Origin of the sequence: Enterobacter sp. IF2SW-B1 (assembly GCF_001743375.1) — a bacterium.
GTDB classification, from domain to species: Bacteria; Pseudomonadota; Gammaproteobacteria; order Enterobacterales; family Enterobacteriaceae; genus Enterobacter; species Enterobacter bugandensis.
In genome coordinates this window covers 201516-228348 of the sequence record NZ_MJAA01000008.1, presented here as the reverse complement: position 1 = coordinate 228348, position 26833 = coordinate 201516, and the positions used below count along the sequence as shown (strand labels likewise).

At 51.1% G+C, this 26833-nt stretch carries 22 protein-coding genes, 1 tRNA gene and 3 pseudogenes; 2 read left to right on the top strand and 24 right to left on the bottom strand.

Features of this window, described 5'->3' with window-relative positions:
• The first annotated feature begins 234 nt into the window (after positions 1-234).
• Both A6013_RS16990 and A6013_RS16985 read left to right on the top strand, forming a co-directional pair.
• Positions 235-1164, top strand: a complete 930-nt coding sequence (locus A6013_RS16990; protein ID WP_041908869.1) for a formate/nitrite transporter family protein — start codon at positions 235-237, stop codon at positions 1162-1164.
• Between the two features lie 75 nt (positions 1165-1239).
• A tRNA-Arg gene (locus tag A6013_RS16985) sits at positions 1240-1311 on the top strand.
• A 51-nt stretch (positions 1312-1362) separates the two neighbouring features.
• Here A6013_RS16985 and A6013_RS16980 read toward each other — a convergent pair.
• The 24 genes and pseudogenes from A6013_RS16980 to tssH form a co-directional block, all read right to left on the bottom strand.
• Positions 1363-2691: a VasL domain-containing protein gene (locus A6013_RS16980; RefSeq protein WP_069733468.1), complete on the bottom strand. Its 1329-nt coding sequence runs from the start codon at positions 2689-2691 to the stop codon at positions 1363-1365.
• A 60-nt stretch (positions 2692-2751) separates the two neighbouring features.
• A complete protein-coding gene (locus A6013_RS16975) occupies positions 2752-3222 on the bottom strand; it encodes a hypothetical protein (protein WP_069733467.1) in 471 nt (156 codons plus the stop codon).
• A 14-nt stretch (positions 3223-3236) separates the two neighbouring features.
• A complete protein-coding gene (gene tssE / locus A6013_RS16970) occupies positions 3237-3692 on the bottom strand; it encodes a type VI secretion system baseplate subunit TssE (protein ID WP_041908863.1) in 456 nt (151 codons plus the stop codon).
• Positions 3692-4237 carry a type VI secretion system lipoprotein TssJ gene (gene tssJ / locus A6013_RS16965; RefSeq protein ID WP_069733466.1) on the bottom strand — a complete coding sequence of 182 codons (546 nt, stop codon included), beginning with the start codon at positions 4235-4237 and terminating at the stop codon, positions 3692-3694. The genes tssE and tssJ overlap by 1 nt, the downstream gene beginning before the upstream one ends.
• Positions 4215-5300 (bottom strand): type VI secretion system baseplate subunit TssG, encoded by a 1086-nt coding sequence (gene tssG / locus A6013_RS16960; RefSeq protein ID WP_063155677.1) that lies wholly within the window; start codon positions 5298-5300, stop codon positions 4215-4217. Before tssG ends, tssJ begins: the two co-directional genes overlap by 23 nt.
• Positions 5264-7018 (bottom strand): type VI secretion system baseplate subunit TssF, encoded by a 1755-nt coding sequence (gene tssF / locus A6013_RS16955; protein ID WP_069733465.1) that lies wholly within the window; start codon positions 7016-7018, stop codon positions 5264-5266. The genes tssG and tssF overlap by 37 nt, the downstream gene beginning before the upstream one ends.
• A gap of 86 nt (positions 7019-7104) precedes the next feature.
• A complete protein-coding gene (locus tag A6013_RS16950) occupies positions 7105-7524 on the bottom strand; it encodes a hypothetical protein (protein ID WP_248040660.1) in 420 nt (139 codons plus the stop codon).
• A 53-nt stretch (positions 7525-7577) separates the two neighbouring features.
• The gene (locus tag A6013_RS16945; protein WP_069733464.1) at positions 7578-8672 is read right to left on the bottom strand and encodes a polymorphic toxin type 44 domain-containing protein; all 1095 of its coding nucleotides are present in this window, start codon (positions 8670-8672) and stop codon (positions 7578-7580) included.
• Positions 8673-8704: 32 nt separating this feature from the next.
• Positions 8705-10306, bottom strand: a complete 1602-nt coding sequence (tssA, locus tag A6013_RS16940; RefSeq protein WP_069733463.1) for a type VI secretion system protein TssA — start codon at positions 10304-10306, stop codon at positions 8705-8707.
• The gene (locus A6013_RS16935; RefSeq protein WP_069733462.1) at positions 10306-13776 is read right to left on the bottom strand and encodes an ImcF-related family protein; all 3471 of its coding nucleotides are present in this window, start codon (positions 13774-13776) and stop codon (positions 10306-10308) included. The genes tssA and A6013_RS16935 overlap by 1 nt, the downstream gene beginning before the upstream one ends.
• A complete protein-coding gene (locus A6013_RS16930) occupies positions 13773-14981 on the bottom strand; it encodes a hypothetical protein (protein ID WP_069733461.1) in 1209 nt (402 codons plus the stop codon). The genes A6013_RS16935 and A6013_RS16930 overlap by 4 nt, the downstream gene beginning before the upstream one ends.
• A 286-nt stretch (positions 14982-15267) precedes the next feature.
• Positions 15268-15810 carry a M949_RS01915 family surface polysaccharide biosynthesis protein gene (locus A6013_RS16925; protein ID WP_069733460.1) on the bottom strand — a complete coding sequence of 181 codons (543 nt, stop codon included), beginning with the start codon at positions 15808-15810 and terminating at the stop codon, positions 15268-15270.
• Positions 15807-16319: a TIGR02594 family protein gene (locus A6013_RS27610; protein ID WP_224065883.1), complete on the bottom strand. Its 513-nt coding sequence runs from the start codon at positions 16317-16319 to the stop codon at positions 15807-15809. The genes A6013_RS16925 and A6013_RS27610 overlap by 4 nt, the downstream gene beginning before the upstream one ends.
• A 243-nt stretch (positions 16320-16562) precedes the next feature.
• Positions 16563-17597, bottom strand: coding sequence for a LysM peptidoglycan-binding domain-containing protein (locus A6013_RS27605; RefSeq protein WP_248040658.1), 1035 nt, complete (start codon positions 17595-17597; stop codon positions 16563-16565).
• Complete coding sequence (locus A6013_RS16915) at positions 17594-18025, bottom strand: DUF4431 domain-containing protein (RefSeq protein WP_049137229.1); 432 nt, start codon at positions 18023-18025, stop codon at positions 17594-17596. The genes A6013_RS27605 and A6013_RS16915 overlap by 4 nt, the downstream gene beginning before the upstream one ends.
• 2 nt (positions 18026-18027) lie before the next feature.
• A complete protein-coding gene (locus A6013_RS27785) occupies positions 18028-18159 on the bottom strand; it encodes a hypothetical protein (protein WP_256099417.1) in 132 nt (43 codons plus the stop codon).
• Between the two features lie 279 nt (positions 18160-18438).
• On the bottom strand, positions 18439-19095 hold the full coding sequence (locus tag A6013_RS25360; RefSeq protein WP_102863656.1) for a DUF2345 domain-containing protein: 657 nt from the start codon (positions 19093-19095) through the stop codon (positions 18439-18441).
• Positions 19052-19356 (bottom strand): annotated as a pseudogene (locus tag A6013_RS26910) (contractile injection system protein, VgrG/Pvc8 family); the annotation flags it as partial. The gene A6013_RS25360 and the pseudogene A6013_RS26910, both read right to left, overlap by 44 nt.
• 39 nt (positions 19357-19395) lie before the next feature.
• Positions 19396-19743: pseudogene (locus tag A6013_RS16900) on the bottom strand (contractile injection system protein, VgrG/Pvc8 family); the annotation flags it as partial.
• A 343-nt stretch (positions 19744-20086) separates the two neighbouring features.
• A complete protein-coding gene (locus A6013_RS26905; RefSeq protein WP_139128233.1) occupies positions 20087-20410 on the bottom strand; it encodes a hypothetical protein in 324 nt (107 codons plus the stop codon).
• A gap of 8 nt (positions 20411-20418) precedes the next feature.
• Positions 20419-21438, bottom strand: coding sequence for a peptidoglycan recognition family protein (locus A6013_RS16895; RefSeq protein ID WP_069733458.1), 1020 nt, complete (start codon positions 21436-21438; stop codon positions 20419-20421).
• Complete coding sequence (locus tag A6013_RS16890) at positions 21422-23725, bottom strand: type VI secretion system Vgr family protein (RefSeq protein ID WP_370738793.1); 2304 nt, start codon at positions 23723-23725, stop codon at positions 21422-21424. The genes A6013_RS16895 and A6013_RS16890 overlap by 17 nt, the downstream gene beginning before the upstream one ends.
• 29 nt (positions 23726-23754) lie before the next feature.
• Positions 23755-24102 (bottom strand): annotated as a pseudogene (locus A6013_RS16885) (contractile injection system protein, VgrG/Pvc8 family); the annotation flags it as partial.
• Positions 24099-26753 (bottom strand): type VI secretion system ATPase TssH, encoded by a 2655-nt coding sequence (gene tssH, locus A6013_RS16880; protein WP_069733457.1) that lies wholly within the window; start codon positions 26751-26753, stop codon positions 24099-24101. The pseudogene A6013_RS16885 and the gene tssH, both read right to left, overlap by 4 nt.
• Positions 26754-26833 lie beyond the last annotated feature (80 nt).

Below are 26833 nucleotides of genomic sequence, written 5' to 3'. Positions count from 1 at the left end.
TGATTGTAACAGCACGTTTACCGATGTCTATGAGTACAGTTACGGGCAGTAATCACCGTGACTCTGATCTCAGCATAGCCTGACTTTTGGAATTCGTTTCGCTGGCAATTTTATAATGTCTTTGAACAAGATGTATCACCTTTGTTGTCATTCCCGCCAATTTAAGAGCATCCCCACAGGCATCCCGATAAAAGCCGCTACGCTTAAAAGAAAGATCAACCTCCGGGAGCAGATATGAAAGAAGTGGGTGAAGACAAAATTGGCGAAAGTAATGAGGAACATGAAATTGAAAGCGAGGAAAAAGCGCGTGGTGAGGAGATAGAGATTGATGAGGATCGCCTCCCCTCCCGCGCGATGGCAATCCACGAGCATATACGCCAGGACGGTGAAAAGGAGATGGAGCGCGATGCCATGGCCCTCTTCTGGTCAGCTATCGCGGCTGGACTGTCAATGGGCGCCTCGCTGCTTGCTAAAGGGATATTTCATGTGCAGCTGGAGGGCGTGCCCGGCGGATTTTTACTGGAGAACCTCGGCTACACCTTCGGCTTTATTATCGTCATCATGGCCCGCCAGCAGCTGTTTACGGAGAACACGGTGACCGCCGTACTGCCGGTGATGCAAAACCCCACCCTCGGCAATTTTGGTTTATTGATGAGGCTCTGGAGCGTGGTTCTGCTGGGAAATATCATCGGCACGGGCATCGCGGCCTGGGCATTTGAATATATGCCGATATTTGATGAACCCACCCGGGACGCGTTTGTGAAGATCGGTATGGATGTGATGAAAAACACGCCGGTCGAAATGTTTTCAAATGCCATCATCTCTGGGTGGATTATCGCCACAATGGTGTGGATGTTCCCTTCTGCCGGTAGCGCTAAAATCGTGGTGATCATACTGATGACCTGGCTGATTGCGCTGGCGGATACCACGCATATCGTGGTCGGTACCGTTGAGATACTGTATCTGGTCTTTAACGGTACGCTTCACTGGAGCGATTTTTTCTGGCCGTTCGCCATTCCGACGCTGGCGGGGAATATCTGCGGTGGAACGTTTATCTTCGCGCTGTTAAGCCATGCCCAAATCCGTAACGACATGTCGAATAAACGCAAAGCCGAGCTTAAGGCGCAGGCAGAAAAGGATAAAGCAGCAAAAAAATCAACCTGAATGGTGACTCTTTGAGCAGTCAGGCGGCAACGCGCTTAACGCAAAGTGTAAATAACGCTATACTCGTGCCGCCTCGTCCCCTTAGTTAAATGGATATAACGAGCCCCTCCTAAGGGCTAGTTGCAGGTTCGATTCCTGCAGGGGACACTTTTATCTTCCTCTGTTTTTAACCCAAATTAGTCTGTTCGCTGCAAAAACTCATTGAGCAGAAGCATCCTGCTTTATTTGAGCATAACGCGTTGCCAGTTGCTTTAGGTGAAGCTCAAGTTGGGTCTTTTCTGCTTCAGGGAGCGCACTTCCTGCAGGATACTGCGACAGGCGCCTGAGCTGCTCTTCAGCGGGTATCGCATGGTTAAATGACTGTATAGTCGAAAAAACCACTGATTTAAGCTCACTCACGGTTATATATTTTCCTTTTTGCTCATCCAGACTACTCAGCCGATCACTCAGTTGCTGAAGCGTCATCATCCCCTGATACCAGCTGTTCATTGCGTCTACAGGCAACGCCGTCGCGTTAAACTTTTTTTGCCACTGTATTATCAGCGCTTTAGCCTCTTCGGGCCGTAATGTCTGGAGCTGCTTTAACAGCTGTAGGCTGTAGGAAATATTCCAGTCAGGAGACAGTTTATCCAGCCGTGCAAGCTGCTGCTGCGTATCTGAGATAAACGTAGACGGTAACGTTCCTCGCTGCGTTAACGCGTCTTGCTGAACAGGTGTAAGCACTTCAGGTAACGGCGCCAGCGAGGCAATGGCCTGAGTCGTTAAGGGATCGGGTCTGGAGAGAAAGCCCCCTCCCCACGCTACGGCGACGCAGACCACCAGCATAGAACACATCCCGGCGACAAAGGGCTTCCACTGCCCGGCAATCCGGGAGGGCATCACAGGTTCCTCACCGTTCGGCTCATTTTTCTGCTGGACAACATATACCCTTTTCACCGCCTGGATCGGTTCATCCTTTTCCAAAGGCGCTTCCCTGTCGGGCTTCATCTCATGCGAATCTGTCATTCCATGATTTTTTTCCAGTCTTGCCGCATTAGAATGTATCACCGTTCGTAATGTCTCGAACTGGCTGAGGTGTTTAAGCTCAAGGGTCTGGAGCACCGCCCCCAGCCTGGCAAGCAACGCTTCAGCGTTATATAGTTCACTCAGATTGCTGTCATCCAAAGTGAGCATACGCATGAGTTGCTGCAGGCGCTGGCTCAGGCTGCTAAGGATTTCCATTCGCACGTGTTGCGAATGCGGCCAGAAAACCTCCCACTGGTGGCTAATCAGAGCCTCCAGGATCGCCAGCCCCTCATTCAGGCCAGCGACTCCAGACTGGTGCGTACGGGCGAGGGTGTACCAGGCTGCAGTCTGCAACTCAACACCGTTTTGCTCGAATAATGAAAGGCAGCGTTTTTCAACGTATACCCAGTTCACGTCCGGTCGAGCGGGATGGCTTAATTTACTCAGTTCATCGCGAAGGGCGGCATAATCCGGAAGCGTGCGCGGGTCGCCGCCGGTTTTTAAAGTTATATCTATAGTCATTCTGGAGAGCCTGCATATTCGTGTCAGTTGATTTCGTCAGTTGATGAAATAATGTTATCGCTATGGCAACAGCGCTAAAATCAGACCGAAAAAAATACCTTCATCAAATAATTGTCCTGACCGGGATGGTGTATCTGGGGGAGTGAAGATCCAGTCACTTCCCCCCCCTACCCGCATAAAGAGCCGCCCTTGAGAAATAACATTTTCTCCGGCACAGAAAGTCACCTCGACACAACCGGCGACGCCCTGTCCATACAGAAAGATCGGCATAAACTTTACCGCCCGACTGTCATAACGAAGAACAATACCGGAAATCTCAAAAGCCCCTCCCTCCACCAGCAGGTCCGAAACGGAAGCAGAGACAGTGCTCACATTCAGTCCGGTACCTGTGAGCCACTCATCCATCTGCTGCTGAAGTTGCTCCATTCGCAGGCGAAACGCTGCAATATCTGCCTGAGTTTTACTGACTGGAGGAACGGGTGAAGGTTGACTGGCCTGCAGTTTTTTTATGAATTGTGATTTTACTGACATAGTGTTTCCTGGCCTTAAATACGGGCTGTGGTATCGAGGTACTGCTGTTGCCTGAGGTGCCTCAACAGAACCCGTCCTTCGGGCATAAACTCAGTGCCATAGCGCACCAGGCCAATCCCCTTGAGTTCAGCGTCAATGGCATAGCGCAGTTCGCCTGGAACTTTTTGGTCCAGCAGAACAACATCTATCTTCTTCAGTCGAGGTTCATATTTGAGCAAGACAGTCGACAGCGTGCTCATAAGTTCATGGGCCGTCCCTGGCATACCCTGAAGGATTTTCGTCATATCGGGCAAGCCGAAGTCAGGGAGATGCGCGAGCGTGCCGGCGCGACAGTTGAGAACGCGCTGCATATTATCCAACACTGAGAGGATGACCTGATTTTCTTCACTCACCTGGTTGAGGTTGAGGCCACCGGAAAAATTTCCGGTTAGCATTTCATACAGTGAAGGCGTGTTATGTCCGTGGGGCATCAGTTGTCCTTAAGCGGTTGCAGCGTCAGATGATTCTCGCCAGCTTCCAGAGTACGCGGTTTATCCGGATCCAGGTCGCTGCGTTTAATAACCTGCTTCCAGGTGCTGTTGACCTCATCCGGATGGCGGAACAGCCCCACCACAGCCACAAACTGCGCAGCTTCTTCCATCGGCATATCAAGGCTTGCATCACCGCCTGGTTTTACCACGACATCACGGCTCGCTAGCATAGCGTCTTTCAGAATGCTGCTATCATCCTGAAGCAGTTGCATATAAACCGTCTTATCAAAGATTTTTCGATCTTTAAGCTGGTAAACCCGCACCACGACTGGTTCAGAAAGCGGATTACTTTCTCGGGCATCAATGTTCAGCGCCTCACGTGCAGTGAAATCCAGATGCAGTATTTTAATCTTTTTATAGAACACAGAATTAAACGCCGATTTGGTGCCGTCGGTGACGCTCTGCGCCACGCCGCAGCCTGTCAGGCTAATCGCCATAAAAGGTATAATCCAGCGCATGGTCTTAATTAAACTTGTAGGTAACACGTCGATTTCCTTGTTGCGGTTTCGCAGGCTCCAGCCCGCGGTAATCACCCAGTTCTGTCGTAAAGGTATCGGGTATTTCATCCGAAAGAGTATCACCCTCTACTCCCAGCACACCGTTCATTCCCAGCCAGAAAGGGCTTTCGCCCAGCGGTGGAACGGCCAGCAGCCGGACTGAAGTGGTCAATGTAATTCTGGCCTTGAACCGCCAGCCCAGGTACACCCGGAGCATGACCAGGAAATCCTGATACAGCTGGCCGTCCGGCTTCCAGCCCTGCGCCTCCTGTTCGTTTTCCGTCGCGAGCGCAACCAGCAACTGGCTGCTGGCATCCATTGCTTCGTCACCCAGCGGGGTATTGCCGTCCAGTTGAAAATCGTCATCACCGTAGAAGCCCAGTTGCTGACTGACCTCCACCGGTCGAAGGCAGTATGGACTGACCTTCACGAGAGTATCCGGGGCCAGCAGTGTCACCAGGGCCTGCATTCCCTCCTGGGTTTTGCCCGGCTGCTGCAGAACCCCGAGTAGCGCCAGAAAGCGGGACACCGGGGTGGCAATGTGGTTTGCGGTTCCCGGTATGCCCAGCCCTACCAGCCCCAGCAGCGACTGTGAAATGCTGTCCGTTCCCCCCGGCTCAAACGTTGCGGGATAGGAGTATTTGCGCCAGATGCGGTAAAACTGCGTCAGGATGCGATGGCTGAAGATATCCAGAAAACCCTGCAGCGCTTCATACCCTTCACGACGCTGAGTAATATCATCGAGATAGGCCGTCGGCAGAGGTGAGTCGACACCGTACATCCCCATAAAGGTTGTGCGGATGAGCGGTGGTCTGCTGTCATCATCCTCGGCATACTCGACAGCCTTTAGCTCACTGGATGGGAATCCCATCCCCGAGTGCGGTGCAAAACGTACCGGGTCATCGGCGGGATGGCTGGTCGAGCCCATCAACGGCTTACCTGGATTGCGCTTCTCCAGCAGTTGACAGAAACGGTAAAAGTTAATGCGGTGAAGATCCGCCTCCAGCCGTGGGCTCAGCCGGGAATACGGCGGTTGTGCTTCTCTTGCCATTCCAGGCGTTCTCCGGTCGGTTGCAGAATGATAATCAGGCGGTTAAACAGATAGATATCGGTGTAGAGCGCGAAGAAGCGGCTTAGCATCTCGCCGAAGAGACAGATGTCGCCACGCCCGGCAAAGCCGTAGCTGTCCAGCGTCACCTCAATCTGCACCCCGCGCACCAGGTATCCCTGCTCAAAGCGTTCCGTTTCACTGTGCTTCACGTCGATAATCGCCTCCAGACGACGGCGGTTCATCTCGCTGTCAGTCCACTCGTACAGCGCCAGCGTGCCGCGCAGCACGTCGGCATTATCCATCATCGACAGGAAGCCGCTGCCAAGATGACTCAGCACACGCCAGTGAAAGCGATCCTGCGCCGGGGGATAACAGGGCAGCGTCGGCGCACACAGGTTACGCACGGCAATACTGGCTGAAGTCGTTTTCATCACTGTATCGAGCACGGTGCTCTGGAGCGCTCGCCGCGGGAGCTGGCCGTTTGTGCCCGTGAGCGTCAGGGACAGGCTTTCATCTTCTGGTACCGTGTGGTTATCAAACGCTTCGCCGCCCAGAATAAGCCAGGTGTTGTACAGGCCTGACGGGCCGCGCCGCACACGAGTGTGATAATAATATTCCGGGGCTTCATGACGCATCATGCCGCCTTTGTGACGGAAGCTCGAGAATGGCACGTAGGTATGCTGGCTGGATGACATCACCGAGTCCACAGAGTAAATCTCAGTATGGCCGTCCTGCACCCGCATCGGTCGCAGCATGTATTCGGTCTGCAGGGAGTTGAGCGTCAGCGGGTCAGATTCCAGCGGGAACAGGTTGATCACCGGCACACAGTTCAGGCGCAGATGCTTTTCGGTAAAGCTGAAATCATGCTCCCAGCGTTCTGCCAGCACCACGTCGATTTCAAACCAGGGGAGTTCAGCCGGAAAGACTACGGTCTCCAGCCCACGCAGGCCGGTAAACATGAATTTCTCACGGAAGGTGAAGTACTCCAGCAGCAGCTGATAGCCGCTAAAACTACTGCTCCCCTTCGGCCAAAGGTCGTCATCATCGTCAAATCCCAGCACAGCGAAATAGCCGTCAAGCGTTCTTCTGTCTATATCACCCGGCATCCGCAGCCACAGGCGCGCCGTGTTCATGGTAAAGGCTTCATGCATGGCGCAGGCTAGTGGTGCGTCTGCGTTGAAGTAGAACGGGAGCTGGCTGAGATCGATACGGCTCCAGTCGGCGAGATGGCTGCAGTTAAACCGCAGGCTAATAACCGAACGCCCGTCAGGGTCAGTCGACAGGCGGACGTGCTCAAGCGACAACGGCTGGAGAGTAATCTCTTTAGTTGTGGTATACCGACAGCGCGTGCCCTTCTCACCGATCGGCCTTGAGTTCACCTCAAAGCCTTTGACGATGCGCATCTGCTCTTTCATCTCACGCCACTCAGGGGTGAACTCCACCACCGACATCGACGGTATGGTGCGCAGGTAATGCGGCCAGAGCAGGCTGACCAGCCCTTCTGTCAGTTCAGGCAGGTCGTCATCAAGCTTTTCACGCAATCGCCCCATCAGGAAGGCAAAGCCCTCAAAAAGGCGTTCCACGTACGGGTCGCGCGCGCCAGCTTTATCGAGGTTGAGCATTACTGCCTGCTCGGGGTGAGCGCGGGCAAATTCTTCGCCGGCTTCCAGCAAGTAGCGCATTTCAGCGTCGTAGTAACGCAGGGTTAAGTCGTCCATATGTTTTATATTAAATTTCTCTCATTGATTAATGAATGGGAAATATTAAATTCAAGAAAACACTACCAAGATTACAGCGACATTGATTAATATTCATACTTGAATGCTTTTATTTTTTTAAAACACATATTACCAGGAGCATTTTCTAGCGTGTCATTATTAAATCCATTTTGTATTTTTATCGACAAAGAACAAGCCCCCTCTTTTGAAGAAAGAATAAAATTCTGGCCTCCCCCGCCAGTTGAATTATATTCATACTGGCCACCTATCCTCCAACCGATATCGATCGCCGCGTCTTTTCTGAACAGAGATATAAATGAAGCTTTGAATTCTCCCTTCCCACCAGGTGCTATTACTTCAGGTTTTGCCTTTACAATTTTTTCAACTTCATCTGGCTCAGGGTCTACATTATAAATACTCTCACCTGCATAGATGTACAGAGATTTATTAGTATAATTTATAATGGTTACGGAGGGTCGTATCGGGATGACATGAGAAATCAGCACCAGAAACCCTAAAAAACATATAATAATAAAAAGTGCTATTTTATTTCTCAAAATCAGACCTCTATCTTTTCTGGGTTATCTGTATTCCAGCACCAATGTTTTTCTCTTGAGTGAGGAAGTAGCACATCTGGTGTTTTCTCGAGCGCCTCAAGTATATTATCCACAGTTAAATTATCTGCATACTTCCCATATTGATGAAATAGAGCAAACCCAATTTTCATGCTCGTAACATCATCTATCGTATCATCCCCAACAGCCCCTGGCGTCATATTTTGTTCCCAAGTAGAACCTTTTAGGAGCAATGATTCAGAAAAACCGACACTAAGTCCAACATAACCATAATGTATATTTGACCACACATCATAAAAGTAATCGTGTTGTTTGAATTTGTGGTAATAAGATCTAGAAGGTTTTCCTTTTCTGGGTAGGGGTCTGGCAACAGCAACTGACGAAAATCTATCGCGGATTATTGGTTTATGATCCCATATAGAACCTGTTTTCACTGTCTGATACCATACAGCCATTGCAGCAGGCAAATCTGGATTTGGATATGGAGACAACTTTGCATAAAAAGGAAGTTTATTCCACTCTGCACGCCTTTGTTTTAAAGTATCCTCGTCGATAAAATATCTGATTGTTTCTGCAGTCTGGCTTCTGACATTCGTCTTAATTTCTTTGAGTATATAGTCAGCAACCTTTATCGCGCCATCAGTATGCTGACAATGCGGCTTACTCTTAAGGTCCGACGACTGCCCGGTGGTCGTTACTGGTGGAGTAGTTGCCGGTGAAGTTGCAAGCGAAGATGCCGATGAAGGTGCTGTAGCTGTAGCTGCCATTGTCTCCCCTGCAGAATTAGCACTCCCGCCACTCTTCTCATACGTATCATTCATCATAGACGGAATGAACTTCGCCTTACACGGACAGGTGCTGTAGCTGTCGAGAGTCCCGGCCATTCGTCTGCCGTGAATGATATCGTTATCGATGCCACCGGCTACCTTGTAAATTCCTATAAATTTACCGCAGGTCACGCCGTCCTGTTCCCGGGCAACAGGCTTACCAAACAGAGTGTGATCTTCTGCGCCCGTTATAATTCTCCCGCCGCAGGTTGTTTTGTCACCCTGCACCAGATAAAAGCCTTTTGTTGGCATACGTTTTTCCTTTTCGCTGAATTCAGTCCTGGTTACCCGCAAAGTACCGCACTGCCTGCCGGGTCAAGCGCAATCAGACCGGCCAGAAGCTGATCCATCTCGGGCTGAAGCCGAGATTTATCGGTTTCGCTGCGGGTGGCTTTCATGCGCAGCAGTCTGAGACGGCGCGATTTGACTTCAAATAGCAGCGCTGGGGTCCACTGCGTGAGGGTGATGGACTGTGCAGCGCCATCGAGTTCCCCCAGCAGATGCAGGGCCAGTTCATTTTTGCCCTTCTGCTCCGCCACGCGGGCCATTAGCAGGCGCAGCAGCCATTTGTCTTTCGTGGAGTCGTTGCCCGGGAGAGTCTGCAGCCAGTGAAGTGTGGCATCCAGGCCATCCGTGTCCGCCTTCTCAAGCGCTTCCTGCTCGAGGGTCAGAATATCGTTGTCCGTCTCACCGGCAGTACTGACTCGCTCATCACGCCAGCCGGACATATCGTCCAGCACGCTCTGATTTATCCAGTTCAGCGTGACCTCATCAGCAAACGGCGTACCGTCATTAAAGGCCAGCGTTTCAAGCCCAGTGAGGCGGCGTAGCAATCCTTTCAGGTCAGCGGCGATGATATCAGCCAGTACATCCTGCCCCAATTTAATCAGGGCCTGGTGGATATACCACTGCAAATCCAGCCAGAGGTGGTTGGCGCCACGGGAGAAAGTGCTGTCCGCGTGCTCCAGTATCTCCAGCCAGCTCTGCTGCAGGTACAGACGTTTGAGCATGGTCCGCTGGTCAGCCCGCGGTGGTTCGATCCGCGTTTTCCCTTCTGCATCAGGAGCCGGGATAGCGCTCAGCGTGTCATGACGCAGGCTTTTCATCAGCCGGTGTGCGGCAAGCCATCCATCGGGCTGCTCACGCAGATAACCCGTCAGGGTCCGGGCCTGGGCCAGTAAATCCTGACCGGACGTAATGCGGCTCAGGACGGGCGCATCAGGTTCTGTCACGTGCGATAAGATCTGTGGCTGAGACGAGTCACTGGCGTTCTGAGGAACCAAAGCATCTACGCCACCAGCCTTCATCAGGCGGGATTCCAGCGCGCTGAACAGCGCATTCAGTTCTGGCCGTGACGTTTCCGGCTCTGTCTCCAGACTGTCGCGGATGAGCAACAGCGCACCGGCAGTGCGCTGAGCATCGCTGCGCACTACTTCCGGCCAGAGGGAGAGGCTGTCGAGCAGACGAGAGCCTGCGAGCCACTCCAGCGCCGGTTTACGGCTTCGCTCCCGCTGCGGATGAAGCTGAACTCCGTAGCGCTGCAGCAATCCTGCCAGCAGTTCAAGCCCTTCGGCAAAGCCGGTTTCCCCGTCCTGGTGCAAACGCGCCCAGCAGTAATAGGTGGCAATCCGGATATCTTTGGCGGTAGTGGTCAGCAATTTTTCGGCAAGCGTACAAATCAGCCCGGTATCGATGCCGGAGAGTTTATTCACCTCCTCTCTGATACGCTGGAAATCATCGTCATAACCCGGATCTTCCCCTGTAGGATTGGTGTCGCTGACAGGGGCAAGCCAGGGCCGCCAGCTTTCTGTTCGTACCTGCGCCTGCTGTCGTAGTTCAATTTCGTCCGCCTGACAGGCGGCAACCAGATTCTGAAGAGTGCTCATTATTCGATTCCATCCATGTCACTATTTTCCGTGTTGGCCATCAGCGCCTGAGCCGTGGCCGCGCTGTCAACGCTGAAGATCTGATCCGGCAGCGTGAAGCCGTGCAGTGCCAGTAATGCCAGCGGCCCGCTGCCCAGCTGTGAACGCAGTACCCATTGCAGAGTACGACCATCCGGGGCGGTGAAACTTACCATCCACTGGCTGCGGTCAAGCTGCTGCCGCTTGCCCTGATCCAGCCAGCGAATAAAGCCCCAGGTCCCGCTGTAATCCCCAAACAGACGCGCTCCGGCGTTGACCGAGGTCCAGGTCAGCATTGTTCCTGGTTTGTATGTGTCTCCCGGCCAGCGGAAGGACTGCCAGTCGGCCATCTGGTTAAAGTAGTGCAGCTTTTGACCATCAATGGTCAACTGAGTTTCCACTACCTGCGGTGCCGGGCGCGCCTGCAGCTCGAAGCTAATGCCCTGACTGCCATCGGTAAACAGAATGTCTGACAGCTCGCTCAGTTGATTAATCGCCCGCAGGAACGTTGGGTTAAAGCTCAACCCCTGGCTGTTAACCTTATCCGGTACCCACTGACTGCCCTCTTTATGCAGCACACCGCTGAGTTCAGTCGTCAGGAAGCGTTCAATACGCCCGCTGTCCTTACGTATAAATTCGGCCAGCATGGGCAAAGAGGCATCACTCTTGCTCGCGGCGAACGGGAAGCGCCCGTCAAATGCCGTATGCCAGGTAGCCACAACTGAGCGACTCCATTTGTCATTCAGACTTGCTGCCGACGGCTGAAGCACGGTCTCCCAGGCCTGGGTCAAAGGCTGCACAAACATCGTGCTGCCAAAACCGCTCCACTCTTCGCCAAGGCTTGCCGAAATGAGGCTGCCGTACTGCTGGGTGTCGGTCAGATCCACACTTTTGCCCTGGAATACGGTTTGCGCCAGGGTCTGCATCATCTCCTGCGGGTCTGAGGCGCTGGCCACCTGCTGCAGGCGCAGGCGCACGCGGGTGATACGGGTCAGATAGGTCTGCAGGCTCAGAGAGTTGTCAGCCGACATGACGTTACTGCCGTTGTTTTTACCCAGAAGCTGAAGCAGCGGGCCGAAGGTTTCATCCAGAGGTCCCTGTGGGCCTGACGCTGACTGGTCAATCGCAGGTTTGTCTTTCCCGCCTACGAGGTCTTTAGCCGATTTGATGATTGAGTCTGAGAGGCCTTCGCTTTTCTGGCCGGTCTGCCCCTGCCAGGCGAGTGTATTCATCAGGGCAATCAGCGGCGACTGGCGGACATCGCTCATCAGCGTCAGTTGGTCGGTGACATCGGCAATATTGTTTGTTGGATTTAATCGCAGGCTGTTGAGGAAGTTCAGCCAGCTGCCGGCAAAGTCAGTAAAGTAACGCTCTGTCAGGCGCGCTTTGAGCGCTTCCGGGGAGAGATCCGCCGATACGGCTTTGCGGGAATCGCTCAATACCCAGTCAATTTCATCCTTGCGCGAGGTTGCCGCCTTCTCAATGGCCTGCTGGATACCGCCTTCCCAGGCCTGTCGGGTAAACATACCCGGCACCACTTCTTCGGTGGTGAACAGCCGACGGGCATCGGTACCGCTGGTCATGTCCTCCAAAGACACATCGGCGAAATTACGGCGTACGGATTTGAGCATGTTCTCATACAGGGTACTTTCTGCATTGCGGTGGCCAATTTGCTGCAACAGCACCTGACGGCTCTGGCTGACCAACTGCGCGTCCGGGGTGATTTTCCACTGTGGCTGCTTTGGCAATTCGTTAATGTAGAAAGCCCATAAATCCGGCGACAGACTCTGCCATAGCCCGGTTGAGATGCCCATACGCGTCGGCTGCACGGTTTTCATCGCTTGCGCGTAAAATGCACCGTCGGCTTTATCCGGACGAACCATCATCAGCCAGGCTTTCAGCTGGTCATAGCCCGGTTTCGCCAGCTGCGCCCGCTGGTCGCTGTTTGGCGCTGAACTGACCAGCGCTGTGAGCTTTTGCGCCAGGGCGGCGTTCGCCGGGTCGCGTATCAGGCGGTTGTTCGCCACACCATACCAGGGCAGCATCGCACTGAGCAGTTGCTGGTTATGGTCAAGCCCGAAGCGCTGATACCATGGCGTGCCCTCCTCAACATTATGCAGCAGGCGACCGGCGTCGTTTCGCAGGTCATGGAGTGCCGTCAGCTGGTAGTCCGATACGGAAGGGTGTTCCACCAGGGCACGGGCTTGTTGCGCAACTGAGACTATCTGTGACCGGTTAACCGCAAACGACAGCAGCGTTCCCGCCCCCCAGACGCCAATCATCGCCATTAGCGTCCAGACGAGCGTTCTTTCCCACGCCATACCGACACGGCCGCCACGCACACGGGTGCAGTCGTCAACGATACCCTGCCATGTCACCGGCAGGGTCAGGGCATGGCGTTGTGATTCCGGGATATATTTCTCCGTTCCGGCAGTTTCCTCTGACGTCTCCGCGGGTTGCTTCCCCGGCAGGCTGAACATCAGGCCCCTCAGTGGAACGCGCTGCTGAGAGACAGAGAGCCATGGCACCAGTTGCAGAGCCCGGCGGGCGATACCCCCGTCTTTGAGGTGCTGGCCCAGACGCAGCAGGAAGTCGTGGCGGTTGTTTTCCGCGACCTGACTCATCCCCTGCGCCCGCAGGGCCGGCAGCATCAGCTCAAGCTGGCGGATAACATCGTCTTCTTTTGCGCGCAGTGGAAAGCTTGCCCCCACTGGCTGCTCAGGACGTGTGGCCTGTGACCATTTGCTGTCGCAGAGTTGCCACAGCCAGACCGGTGCGGAATAACAGAGAAGTTCGCTGATTTTTTCCAGCCCGCGTAAATCGTTGTCACTGATTTGTGGGGTCAGGTTAAGCGACGGCGGCATGACGCGGACAATCGCGTCCAGCGGACGTCCACGACGCAGCTTACGCAACGCGGTGTATTTTTCCTTGTCCGGTTCAGTCGTCAGGCTCCCGCCATAAATCAGAACGGTACGGTTGCCTTCAAGCCACTGGTTTTGCTGCAGGCCGGGAACCAGTTGCTCTATCGCAGCTTCATCGCCGGTTATCAACAACAGGCGGGCTTTGCCACGCCAGTAAAGACCGATACGCGAACGCAGATGAGCACGTATCCTGGCAGACATTAGCACTGCCGGAGATACAGGAGCTTTTTCACTCTCCCGTTTCTTCTCGTCATCACCCTTAGTTTTGTCGATGAGAGCATCAAATTCCTTTTTGCCCCCACTGAGAGCCTGCAACAGGAGTAAAACCAGCATGGCAGATATGCATCCGGTAGTGCAGCCCCCGCCAATAAGCCAGTAAATCTGCTGCTGGCTGCCGTCTTCAAGCCCTGCCATATCTGGATGCTTCCAGACTATAAACATCATTACGGCAAAAACTAAAAAGAGAATAAATGCGACAGAAAGATATCGGCCTTCCGTAGTCTTTGGTGCAAAAGAAAAAGGTAGCTTCACGGATCCATCTCCTGTCGGGAAGCAATCGGAGTAATAAGCGTGCTCCACAGCACATTCTGTGTCGTATCACCGCAGATAATCATCTGTGGAGACTGTGTCTGTCGGGCTATTTCAGTGGCGGCCGCGATGGCCAGCCAGGGGGCTGCGGCACCGGCATGTCCCATAGACATATCGAGTGAAATGACTGATTCGTTCTCTACAGCCTGTGCAGGATGCGCATTCTGACACCCTATAACTTCTGCGCGCTGCTCACCCGTCAGCCCGGCAAGCCATAAATTTTTCACGATGTTTCCTTTGAGCGGGACGTTCCAGGCGGCCATCTTCATCCCCTCGCTCAGTTCACCTGGAGGGGCAGCGTCTGGCCGGTGCAACAATGCGACGGGTTCGAGTGAGTTCTGTGTGAGGCGGTTGCCCAGAAGCAGTGCTACACCGGCCTCAGCGGTATTGTCAGAATCGGAAGGATTAAACTGGAGCCCCACAATCAATAGCATTGCATTATCTTTAATACGTATATTCAACCAGCGGTCAATTACGCTGAGTCCACTCCCTTCACCATATTCAACAGGATGGGGAATATTATTCTTTTGCCAGGCCTCGTCCCAGTAATGGCGAATATTCTCAAGGGGCAGAGATGTTGTTATATCAAAAACAACAACCAGTGGGACTTTCTCAGGAATTTGTGCAAAAGGAATGCCAGCAATCAACTGCGAAAAAATATTAGTTATCACGAATTCTGGCAAGTCATGTGGGCTGGAAGCAACCTGGCTCATTCTTGTGCTTTCATTACCATCTCGGTCGACCTGTGAAACAATAATGCTATCGTTGTTTTGCATAGCAATAGCCGCATCTTTCTGATTAACTGATGAGTGGCCGGTAATAAATGTTACATTCAGCACCTGTAGTACACGCCGTGCCTTACGGGTTTCCCGGAGGATCCACTGCTCTCGCTGTTTGTCAAAAGCGTTTGCTTTACTATCCTGTAAAGCCCAAAGAAGCAGACGAGAAAAAAACAAGACACTCCATAAAGCAACAGGTAAACCTAAAGCCAATTTCCAAAAGTACAGATTTTCAACATAACGCCCAAATATACGCATTAAGATAACACTGACCGAAAGCACGGCAACCAGAGCAATAAGCCAACGAGAGAAATTCAGAGACTTAGGTCTGAGATAGCGTTCTGGCAGATGTTTAAGTGTATATGACATTCATTTTCTCACGTAAGGATATTCCACCGGGGTACCTTGCAAGCACTCAAGATGACAACAACAGTAACACAATTATAATTTTAAAATTGTTCATGGCCCACCTTCTTCATCTTTCGCAGACTTAGGCTAGAAATAATAAGATTCTAATTTACTTTAGTTGTGGAAATAAAATCCCATAACTGTTTGGAATAATACAAATTAAAAAACAACAATTAGTTTCCACTTCACCACTGTCACTAATTTCATTTGGCCCACTAGATTTATTAAATATTTAATCAAAACATATCTATTTCAGAACAACTGTTGATGCTTTACACCAATTGTTGAGCATGTATTTATGCAATAGAATATTATTTTTCAAATTAGTATCTGGTAGTGGTCTAACATTATCATCAATTACCCCAACAGGCGTAATCATCCGTTCTTCTCCTCGAAGAGAATGCTTCACACCATTTTCATAAGCAAAATATTTTACAGCAACTGGATCGAGGCCGCCCACACAACCTATGGTATAAGCAAACAATACTGTATCTAATGAGTCATTAATTTTCTTAATCTCGAATGAGTCCTTAATCAACGCCATATTTATATCAAGCGGGCATTTGTTTACATAATCTACAAGACTCCATATTTTTTTGTTGTTCACATATTCCGAAGCGGTTATTTTTGAACTTTTAATGCCCCCAATATTTTCTTCTTGAATATCGATTCTCACCTTATGGACACCATCAATTCGATCAAACTCCTTGGTAAAAGTAGATGCAAAACTATTAATTACGGGTAAAGTTATCAGAAATAATGCTAGTCTTATTTTGTTTGTTAGAATCATCTTGTACTCTCACGTCCAGTTGTTTTATAATTAATACCAATCATTTCATTGAGTTCATCTACATCAAAGATCTCTAATTCTTTTTGTACAGTTGACTCGTAATATCCTTTATATGCCACCGGTAAAAAAAACCTCAAATCATTATAGGATGAAAATTTTATTGTATCCCCCTGATTCCCACCCAAACAAATTAATTTTCCAGATTTAGACTGACCATATACAAAGGTTGCGTGATGTCCTGATGATGCGGCACATCCATAGATAGGTTTTTTGATTTCAAAAAAGTTATTGCTATCTTTAAAAAACGAAATGGCACGATATGGATCTGGAACTGTTTTATGATACCCACTTTCTTGAAAACAATAATTTACAAAAGACGAACACCAGGCATTTAATGTCCCAACTAGATTTTTTATCCATTTATGACCTATTAATGCATGATAATTGCTGGTAATAGAGTCTTCTTTAGTTCCATGCCATTTCCTGGCCTCACTCAGTGCAATATTCATCCACGGAGCCTCTCTCTGGTCATGAGGAAGTAGAGCTATTGGATTTCCAGAATTCTTTCCCCCAACCGATTCTAGCGTTTTTTTATTGGTATTTATACCGCTATTTTTTCGTCTTTTATTCACTGATTTTGATGCTGGAGAACTGACTGCTGGTTTCTTAGTCTCACCAGCAGCATTACTGCCATTTGTGCTAATAGAAAGGGATTGCCCCGGGTATATTTTATTAGGGTCCGATATATTATTCTATCGTGCGATATCATCTACACTCACACCGTTTTTCGCCGCTATTATTGCCAGTATATCACCCGGTGAAACTATATATACTGAAGGGCCACTAGTATTGACACCATAAATCGTCAAGTGCTGGCCGGGGAAGATCTTACTTACATCTTTTATATTATTATTTTTAGCCATTTCATCAGTACTTGTCTTATAACGTTCGGCAATTTTCGAGAGGGTGTCTCCTGACATAACTATGTACTCTATCGGCTCCTGAGTACTCTTCTCTCGTGGAACTTTTGGGCTTTCGGCTAGTGTTTTTGCAGCGAATTGTGAAAAGTTTCTTGTGAGCAGTATATTTTTCGTTTCATCCCCAGCAACAGCTGAATAAACAACATCCTCTTTTCCTGCAGAATTAGTATATTTGAGGACAATAGCCATTCCTTGTTTCGTATGGATGATTGTCTTGAGCTTACCATAACCATCTGTTTTCCAATCGTAGGTAGTGCTTACTAGTGTCACTTTAAATGGCACATCTGCAACTGGTCGGGAGCCATCAGAAACAGTCACATTTGTCACATACACCCATTTTTCAGTTCCGGGCTTCAGGCCACCTTCTTTTTTACTGATTGCATCCACAACTTTGCCGAATTCATTATCATTCAAATCAGATATTTTTTTATCTTTTGCAATTCCACTCTCTGAGCTTATAAAATTGGCATAAGCTACGGGATCATTGCCTGCGGCTTCTGGTGCATACTGCGACATCATCTCTGATATAGTATTGCCTCGATATTTTCGCTTCAATAATGCACATTTTTCACGCTCCCCTACTTCCATGCTAGAAAAAATCGCAAATGTATTTTCTTTCGGGTTATATACAGTCCCAGCACCTATCCGCCCTTTTTGCTTACCTGCATCAGGTAATGCCATAATATTCCCGGGATTGTTAAATCTCCAATTTAATGTCCCTGCAGTTTTTAGCAAACGTGTTCCATCACCAGCTTCGTACTCAACCGTCTTGGTTTCAAGATGGTATGTCGCTTTTACAAATCTCATACATCATCCTTTTTATTTTTTTCCGTTGGTTTAAAACTGCTGTCTTTTAGTAAAACTGAAGTCATGTGATAGCCTGTGACAGCAAGCATAACATTTCCATCTACAGTGACATGCTGATTAAGTAAATTGCGTTTGGTTTTATAATCGTCACCGATAATAATGAGCTGAACATTGCTGTCCCAACCTTTTTGCTCTGTATTAGCATCAATCACGCACTTTAGCGGGCTATCTAAATGCAGGATCCAGTAAAGTAATTTTTCGTCATGTTCCCTATCTTCTCCCCAATTAGGGGGACCGTAAAACAACTCTTCTTTCATCACTCCTGAGAGTACAACCTTATCCCCCTCTTTCAGACATGCAGCATTTGCACCGGAGTTATAGAATAAGATAGCCATACTCAATATAATTTTCTTAAGCATACTTAACATTATCAACTAGCCTTTGTTAAATTTAATAAAGTTGCAATCATTGATTCAGTCAATGCTGATGCTCTATCACCTTCAGAATCCACTTCACTTAAATAAAAATCGGCATCAGTTTCTTCATCTCCCAAAAAAACCATACTTTCGTCTTCAGTTGATGAAACAGAAAGGTCTTCTTTACTCTAGATTTCTCGCCCAATGATTAAATTTAATGTATCGCTTTCAGGAAGTACTATTTTCGGGAAGCGACCTGAACTATCTACCGTGCCAGTCGACAGGATTTTCCCATTACTGTCAATAATGTTGTACGGCTGATTTGTCATCCAGTCCATACTTTGGCTTACACTATCGGCACCAGGGAATGCAAAACGCAAACTTTGTTTTCCAGCCTCGGGTTGTTGATGTTGATGATTATCAGGCTATTCCTTTCCGCTTCCCTGTTCGTCTGTATCTGATTTACCGTGGTCTGTGCCGGGCGCTGGAGCATCCAGTACGGGGAACGTTAAAAATGAAGGTTTCGCTGAAGCCTTATGCTGCCGGTCATAAAATCCCGCCCGTGTCCGGTAATCCCCGAGCGTCGCCGCCTCAATCGCATTCGCATCCAGTGTGATATAGCTCCCGCCACCATTCAGCGTGATCTTCTTCTTCGCAAGGATCCTGATTTCATCTTCCGTGCTGACAATGCTGATTTCCTTGCGTGCCAGCAGTTCCATCAGATCGTTCTGCGCCTGTACCTGCACCGGCACCTGGTTCGCGATAAGCCTGATACCCAGCTTGCGGACAAACACGCTCAGGGCATTGCCCACCCCGATGAACAGATTTTTCACCACGCTGACGTCTGCATTTTTTCCGGCCGTGGCTATCAGGTTCTGCCCGGCCGATACCTGCAGGTGCTCTCCGCTGGTCAGCGCCACACCGTCCGGGGCGCTCATCAGCAGCACCGATTTTTTCAGGTCCGTCAACTGCTGTTCCAGCAGGGTGATTTGCGCCTGAAGGTCTGCCGGGTTCGCCGTCGCCGTCTGTGCATCATCCGATACCGACCTCACCCAGCAGGCGGGTGATGAAGTGCAGGTCATTCTCGCCGTACTGCATCACCTGCTCACGGCGCGGATACTCTTTAGTGAGCGAGAACAGAAAATCCTGGCCGCGCATACCGTGACGTTCGCGCAGGATTTTTTCCACGATTTGCGGGACCGACATGTCCTGGTAAATGGCGTTCTGGTGCGAACGGTCGAGCAGAGCCAGGCGTGGCCGGAGCGTCAGGGCGTAATGCGTTTCATCTTTAGAGGTGCCGAGGCGTTCAAAGCCGGTCACCACCCCCTGAAGGGTGCGCACGGCCTGCTGCACTCTGATGCCGTAACCCGGTGCGAACGGTCGAGCAGAGCCAGGCGTGGCCGGAGCGTCAGGGCGTAATGCGTTTCATCTTTAGAGGTGCCGAGGCGTTCAAAGCCGGTCACCACCCCCTGAAGGGTGCGCACGGCCTGCTGCACTCTGATGCCGTAACCCTGGTCTACCGGGGCCTGCAGCGTCAGGGAAGCCCCTTTCATCAGCATCATCTCTTTACTGATGGCGTGGTTACCACTGGTGAATTCAATACGGTAGCGGAACGGCGTGCTCAGGGCTTCATCGCCTTCAAAGGCCAGCACATCAAGCCCTGCGTCGCAGCCCTTCACCGAAAGCAGATGATGGCTGTGGCTGTATCTGATCGGAGGATTAGTGCTCATTGTATTCCTTCACATCGGCAGAAAAATTATGCTCAGAAAAAAGCAGACATGCATAAAGTAAGTTAATTATTGCTTAATTTTTATCGCATATTATTTACGAAAGTCTTTGCCAAAATGGATTATTGATTCACGTCCAATTTTTAATGCCTGCTGATAATATAGAATAGTAGTAACGTACTTCATCAAGCCATAAATATTTATTTCGATCACTCACTTAAAATGAACAATATCAAATTTCTTACAGTTGACTCTGGCTATTGAACACCTGTTTTTTAGAATAACTAAAAAGCATTCAACCCACTGCATGAATAATATACCTATCGCAGTTAATTCCTCTACTAACTCAATCGTTACTTTCATACAACATGTTGTAACAATTCTCTTCAGAAGATAAACCATATCTATAAAAACAATAATCTGAGAATTGCTTGAGTTTTTTTTCATTTAAATTATTAAGTAATGGTGTATCGCAACCTGCATTGCAATTTGTTGGATCAACAAAAAGAAATTTTGTACTCATATGCTTTTTGATAAAAAAGACATATTCTGTTTCTTCCTTGAATTCACCAGACACCTGCTCAACACCAACAAAAAACCATGCAAGGGACAATATTAATGTCATTATGACAGCAACCCAACAATAATTTACCCTGTTAGCTTTATCCATCCCCCCTCCTAAGATTCTTTATATTTAGTTGGTTTACCCAGATTAAATTCTTTTCTCAACTTTTCAACAAATTCCATCCCTAAATTACCAGGGCAGGATCTTTTTATTTCCTCGTTAGGCTTTTTAGGATTACGGTAAAAAACCTGGTGTTCCTTGTGCCCACCAAGCTCCGTAATATTAAAATAGTTAAGCAACGTGGATATGATTTTTTTTACTGCCTTTTCTTGTAAAGGGGTTACCTCATCATCACGATCCCACAATTGTTCATTTAAGTCAGACATTAATACAATACCTATAATAGATGTGTTGCCAAAACTGATGTGAGCACCTTTATTTCTTATATCCTGCCCTTCAAAAATTACCCCATCGCATCCAATAGCATAATGATAACCAAACTGGTTAAATTTACCCATATGTTCTTCTTCAATTTTTTTTATTTTATCACTATTCAAATCCGAGCATGAATAACTATTCCCAGCATTATGAATGGCGATTTTAGTATAATTCCAGTCAGGGGAAACGTTCTGACTGTCATTGGCCTTCCAGGCTGACCGCGTTTTGAATACACCCCCACCTTTTCTCACATCTAATATTATCGCTTGCCGCACTGCGGCTCTATTATCTAATTGGACAGGAGTGATTTTATAACATTTCTTATCTAATTGCTGCGCCGATACTATTGTAAACTCCGAATTAAAATTATTATTCTTTAAGTCATCATCATCTGACATAACTTCATCACCCAAAAAAACCTCTTTCTTGGGTGAAATAAAATTAAATGAAACCGTTGGTGTTTTTCCTGTAAATCGAATTGGTTGAGTATATCCAGACTGATTGGTTTTCCCACCACAGACCTTTCCCAGTTTAAAATTAATATAGTATTCAACATTTTTTTGAGGCTCCCCAGTATGCTTGTCTATTGCGCGAGCCAGACCTATTCTATTTGCATTAATCAGCACTATTGAATGAGGCTTTGATTCAGCCAGTTCAGTAGAATGCCTTAAAGAATTCTCATTTAATTGAGTCATTTAAACCATCCTCAGACACAAAGTTTGCAACTATTTCAAACTGAAGAGACCTCTCCCCAGTCTTTATTAATACGCGACCTTCTTCATCAGCCGCCCCTGTATTTATTGTTCCATCTTCAAATTTTATTGTATAGTCCACAAAAGGAACAGGCTCACCGGTTATATTATTTTTGAAATCAATGAAACGAATGTATTCATTTAGCTTAATTAGCGGAAAGACCATCATTTCAGGCTTGTGATGCGCTTTTTCCCGCCTGACGTAATACCCGGCCCTTGTTCTGTACTCACCTGCCGTTGCTGATTCAATCGCATTCGCATCCAGTGTGATATAGCTCCCGCCACCGTTCAGCGTGATCTTCTTCTTCGCGATAATCCTGATTTCATCTTCCGTGCTGACAATGCTGATTTCCTTGCGTGCCAGCAGTGCCATCAGATCGTTCTGCGCCTGTACCTGCACCGGCCCCTGGTTCGCGATAAGCCTGATACCCAGCTTGCGGACAAACACGCTCAGGGCATTGCCCACCCCGATGAACAGATTTTTCACCACGCTGACGTCCGCATTTTTACCGGCCGTGGCAATCAGGTTCTGGCCGGCCGATACCTGAAGATGCTGTCCGCTGGTCAGCGCCACACCGTCCGGGGCGCTCATCAGCAGCACCGATTTTTTCAGGTCCGTCAGCTGCTGTTCCAGCAGAGTGATTTGCGCCTGAAGGTCTGCCGGGTTCGCCGTCGCCGTCTGTGCATCATCCGATATCGCCTGCATCTGCGCCCGGGCATCACCCAGGTGGCTCACCGCCGGCTTCATCTCCAGCACCCGGCCCTGCGCCTTCGCCTGCGCGTCCGCGCTGATAAATATCCCTTTCTGCGCCCGTATCGCACCCCAGCTGTCCGTCCTGAGCTCAAAGCCCTCACCGCGCTGCTGCTTCCCGCTGTCGACCAGGTGCCCGAGGTTCAGCTGGCTCTTGCCGCCGTATTCCGTGCTGACCTTGATATGCTCTTTCCCGCGCTCGTCATCAAGGCGGATTTTGTTGTTCGCCGGGGTACGCAGGACGTTGCGTTTGTAGTTCCGGATGGTGACGTGGTCGCCGTGCGCCGAGTCGTGCAGCACGCCGGCAATGTACGGCCGGTCCGGGTTACCGTCCTCAAAGCCAATCGCCACTTCGGTGCCCGCCAGTAGCGGCAGGTGCAGACCGTAGGTGTCCCCTGCATAAGGGCGGGACTGGCGCACCCACAGGCTTTCGAACCCGGTCTCCCAGTTATCACGGTCGAACAGCATGTTGACGCGGTAACGGCCGTCTTTATCAATATGCCCGTAGGTGTCATTTTCGGTGGTACTGGTGACGCGGGCCGGCAGCGTACCGGCCATCACCGGGCGTGAGCCAGGTTCCGGGCGGAAGCTGAAATCCGGGCTGTCCGGAATACCGTCAAAGCGAAGGCTGAAGTCTTCATCCCGCCGCGCGTGGGTCTGCATCGCCGTGATGACCACGCCCTGTGCAAACACCTCCGCCACTTCATACCCGCCGGTCACTTTCAGTACCTGCCCCGGAAAGAGCGTCGGGCAGCTGGTGATGGCCCGGGTCCGCGTCTGGCCGTTCAGGTAGCGTTCATGACGAATGCGGGCATAAAACGCCCCGGACTCGGGCGCCGGGTTGCGGTCATACGCGCTGCCCGGCGTCAGATAATTGTCGGCATAGTGATACGCTTCTCCGTACGTGGTCGCGCCCCCTCGGGTGACGTCAACCAGCGTATTCATATCCTCTGTGGCCTGACGGTAGTTGTAGTCCCGGGTGCTGACCTGCTTCTGCACCACGCTGTGATGGCTCTCCATCCCCCACACCGAATCCACGCCCTGCGAGTGCTGGCCTGACGGCGGCACCGACGGCAGGGTCAGGCCTTTCTCGTACCCCTGCTGGCCGTCGTAAAACTCCACCACGTCAATGTTCAGGCGCGTGTCGGTGGTGAAGCGGAACCAGATACCGACCTCACCCAGCAGGCGGGTGATGAAGTTCAGGTCGTTCTCGCCGTACTGCATCACCTGCTCACGGCGCGGATACTCTTTAGTGAGCGAGAACAGAAAATCCTGGCCGCGCATACCGTGACGTTCGCGCAGGATTTTTTCCACGATTTGCGGGACCGACATGTCCTGGTAAATCGCGTTCTGGTGCGAACGGTCGAGCAGAGCCAGGCGTGGCCGGAGCGTCAGGGCGTAATGCGTTTCATCTTTAGAGGTGCCGAGGCGTTCAAAGCCGGTCACCACCCCCTGAAGGGTGCGCACGGCCTGCTGCACTCTGATGCCGTAACCCGGTGCGAACGGTCGAGCAGAGCCAGGCGTGGCCGGAGCGTCAGGGCGTAATGCGTTTCATCTTTAGAGGTGCCGAGGCGTTCAAAGCCGGTCACCACCCCCTGAAGGGTGCGCACGGCCTGCTGCACTCTGATGCCGTAACCCTGGTCTGCCGGGGCCTGCAGCGTCAGGGAAGCCCCTTTCATCAGCATCATCTCTTTACTGATGGCGTGGTCACCGCTGGTGAATTCAATACGGTAGCGGAACGGCGTGCTCAGGGCTTCATCGCCTTCAAACGCCAGCACGTCGAGCGCGGCCTCACAGCCTTTCACCGCCAGCAGGTGGTGGTTATGGCTGAACCTTAACGGAGGATTATTACTCATGCGTCCACTCCCTCCTGAACGTCAAATTCCAGGCCAATGCCCTCTTCTTCGCTCCAGCTCAGATGTAACGACCGTGGTTTTTGTCTGTCGGCCATACGGGTCAGCAACTGCTGGCTCAGCACCGGCAGAATTTGTTGATTCAGCAGGCTGTCGATATTGCGCGCCCCGGTATCCGGCAGCAGGCAGGCGGCGGTCAGGGCGTCATACAGGCTCTCATTAATCTGCGTGATCAGGCCGTAGTGGCGATGCAAGCGCTTGCTAACCTGTAACAGCTTCATTTCCACGATGGTACGCATGGCCGCTTCCGCCAGCGGGCGGTAAATCACGGTCTGGAAGCGGGCCAGCAACGCCGGCTGGAAGTGGTCACGCAGTATCGGGCGCAGCAGTTCGTGCAGATCGCCTTCGGTGGATTCAGGTTGTTCGTCCAGCAGCTGCATCAGGTGGTCGCTGCCGAGGTTGGAGGTCATCAGAATAACGGTGTTGCGGAAGTCGATTTCACGACCTTCACCGTCGCGCATAAAGCCACGGTCGAACACCTGGTAGAACAGGTTCATCACGTCGCGGTGCGCTTTTTCGACTTCATCGAGCAGCACCACGCTGTACGGTCGCTTACGCACGGCTTCGGTGAGAATACCGCCCTGACCGTAGCCAACGTAGCCCGGAGGGGAGCCCTTCAGCTGGGAAACAGTATGAGGCTCCTGGTACTCGGACAAGTTGATGGTAATCAGTGATTTTTCACCGCCGTACATCACGTCCGCCAGAGCCAGGGCGGTTTCGGTTTTCCCCACCCCACTCGGGCCCACCAGCAGAAATACGCCCTGAGGGCCATTCTCAGATGTAAGACCCGTTTTTGCCGCACGCAGGCGCTGCGCGATGGCCGCGAGCGCCACATCCTGCCCGACCACACGTTTGCCAATTTCATCTTCCAGGGTAAGCAGTTCGGTCTGCTCATCTTTCATCAGCGATGACAGCGGAACGCCTGTCCAGTCAGCAATCACATTGGCAACGGTGCGCACATCCACATCTAGCGAGAGCAGCGGGTTGCTGTGCTGCATGCCGTGCAGTTCCTGCTGCAGCGCGAGCGTCTCGCTCTGACGGGAGATGTCCTGGCGGCTTTCCAGCAGTTGTTCGGTGAGTTTCAGTTCCTGCCCGTATTGAGTTTCAAGCTCGTCGAGAGCAACGATATGATCGTTCTCTTCCTGCTCAATGACGGTCAGGCGTTCACCATGGCTCTGATTGCCGACAGCAATATCTTCCAGCAGTGCCTGCTTCTCCATTTCAAGAGAGGTGATCTGCGAGCGAATGCAGGTCAGCTGCTCCGGCACGGTGTCGAGGCTCATGCGGACGCGCGCTGCGGCGGTGTCGAGCAGGTCAACCGCCTTGTCCGGCAGCTGGCGGCCCGTCAGATAGCGGCGAGAAAGCGTAACTGCCGCGCGCACCGCATCGTCGGTAATGTGCACGTTATGGTGCTCGGCGTAGCGGGACTTCAGACCACGGAGCATCAGACAGGCGGTGTCGTCATCAGGCTCATCTACTTTTACCATCTGGAAACGACGCTCCAGGGCCGCGTCGCGCTCGAAATATTGTTTGTATTCAGACCAGGTGGTGGCCGCAATGGTACGCAGTTCGCCACGCGCCAGCGCCGGTTTTAGCAGGTTCGCTGCATCGGCGCCGCCCGCCTGATTGCCCGCGCCGATGATGGTATGCGCTTCATCAATAAACAGCAGGACCGGGGACGGTGATTGCTGCACCGCATCGATGACGTTTTTTAGCCGCTGTTCGAACTCGCCTTTCACGCCCGCGCCGGCCTGTAGCAGGCCCAGGTCGAGGGTACGCAGAGTGACCGTTTTCAGGGATTCAGGCACATTACCCTCGGCAATACGCAATGCCAGACCTTCAACCAGTGCGGTTTTCCCCACGCCCGGCTCGCCGACCAGAATCGGGTTGTTTTTGCGGCGACGAGATAGGATGTCTACCATCTGGCGGATTTCTGTGTCACGGCCAAACACAGGATCGATCTTCCCTTCCTTCGCTTTGGCGGTGACATCGAGCGTAAATTTGTCCAGCGCGTTCTGCAGTGCAGGACTCAGTTCCCCCTCTTCCATTTCCACACCAGCCGGACGCCCGACAAACTCCACTTCACCGCCGTGGTTCTGTGCCAGCTCAGCTTCGCGCTGTATTTCCGGACGCTCATCCGATTGCGCATCCAGCAACGGTCTCAGGCGCTCCAGCTGGCTCTGGCCAAGCGTTAACAACGGCCAGAGGCCGTCACAACGAGCCAGTTTTGGTTTTTCCACCAGCGCCATCAGCAGATGGACGCTGCGAATGTGCTCTTCACCATTGAGTGAGGCCAGTAGCCAGGCTTGCTGCATCAGAGTCTGGATGTCTTCTGAGAGCTGGGGCCGATGGCGCACGGAGCGAGGTTGTTTATCCAGCCAGCCGAGCAGATCCTGCCAGATGCCATCCATATCCCACTCGTAGCGGCGTGCCAGCACAGTGAGATCCCCCTCGCCTTGCTCCAGCAGCTTCAGCAGCCAGTGCTCCGGCAGAATTTCGGCATGGGCACGGGTCTGGCAGAGCGATGCCGCCCCTTCCATCGCGCGGGCGCAGTAAGGGTTCAGACGACGTAACAGGATGGCTGGATTTTCCATGAGATTCTCTCTTTGTCGGTTCCTGGACACGCTACCGCCCCTCGCTGTTCACCAAAGCGCATAAGGTCAGGCAGGCAGGT

Bases quoted from the DNA above. Each gene is read 5' to 3' on its own strand.
- A6013_RS25360 (WP_102863656.1), bottom strand. From the start codon at position 19,095: ATGACCTGCACTTCATCACCCGCCTGCTGGGTGAGGTCGGTATCGGAT.
- tssG (WP_063155677.1), bottom strand. From the start codon at position 5,300: ATGGCAAGAGAAGCACAACCGCCGTATTCCCGGCTGAGCCCACGGCTG.
- tssA (WP_069733463.1), bottom strand. From the start codon at position 10,306: ATGAGCACTCTTCAGAATCTGGTTGCCGCCTGTCAGGCGGACGAAATT.
- A6013_RS16930 (WP_069733461.1), bottom strand. From the start codon at position 14,981: ATGTCATATACACTTAAACATCTGCCAGAACGCTATCTCAGACCTAAG.
- tssF (WP_069733465.1), bottom strand. From the start codon at position 7,018: ATGGACGACTTAACCCTGCGTTACTACGACGCTGAAATGCGCTACTTG.
- A6013_RS27785 (WP_256099417.1), bottom strand. From the start codon at position 18,159: ATGGTTTTTTTGGGAGATGAAGAAACTGATGCCGATTTTTATTTAAGT.
- A6013_RS27605 (WP_248040658.1), bottom strand. From the start codon at position 17,597: ATGAGATTTGTAAAAGCGACATACCATCTTGAAACCAAGACGGTTGAG.
- A6013_RS27610 (WP_224065883.1), bottom strand. From the start codon at position 16,319: ATGAATATTGCACTGAGTGAGGCCAGGAAATGGCATGGAACTAAAGAA.
- A6013_RS16990 (WP_041908869.1), top strand. From the start codon at position 235: ATGAAAGAAGTGGGTGAAGACAAAATTGGCGAAAGTAATGAGGAACAT.
- A6013_RS16895 (WP_069733458.1), bottom strand. From the start codon at position 21,438: ATGACTCAATTAAATGAGAATTCTTTAAGGCATTCTACTGAACTGGCT.
- A6013_RS16925 (WP_069733460.1), bottom strand. From the start codon at position 15,810: ATGATTCTAACAAACAAAATAAGACTAGCATTATTTCTGATAACTTTA.
- A6013_RS26905 (WP_139128233.1), bottom strand. From the start codon at position 20,410: ATGGATAAAGCTAACAGGGTAAATTATTGTTGGGTTGCTGTCATAATG.
- A6013_RS16945 (WP_069733464.1), bottom strand. From the start codon at position 8,672: ATGCCAACAAAAGGCTTTTATCTGGTGCAGGGTGACAAAACAACCTGC.
- tssH (WP_069733457.1), bottom strand. From the start codon at position 26,753: ATGGAAAATCCAGCCATCCTGTTACGTCGTCTGAACCCTTACTGCGCC.
- tssE (WP_041908863.1), bottom strand. From the start codon at position 3,692: ATGCCCCACGGACATAACACGCCTTCACTGTATGAAATGCTAACCGGA.
- A6013_RS16915 (WP_049137229.1), bottom strand. From the start codon at position 18,025: ATGTTAAGTATGCTTAAGAAAATTATATTGAGTATGGCTATCTTATTC.
- A6013_RS16980 (WP_069733468.1), bottom strand. From the start codon at position 2,691: ATGACTATAGATATAACTTTAAAAACCGGCGGCGACCCGCGCACGCTT.
- A6013_RS16975 (WP_069733467.1), bottom strand. From the start codon at position 3,222: ATGTCAGTAAAATCACAATTCATAAAAAAACTGCAGGCCAGTCAACCT.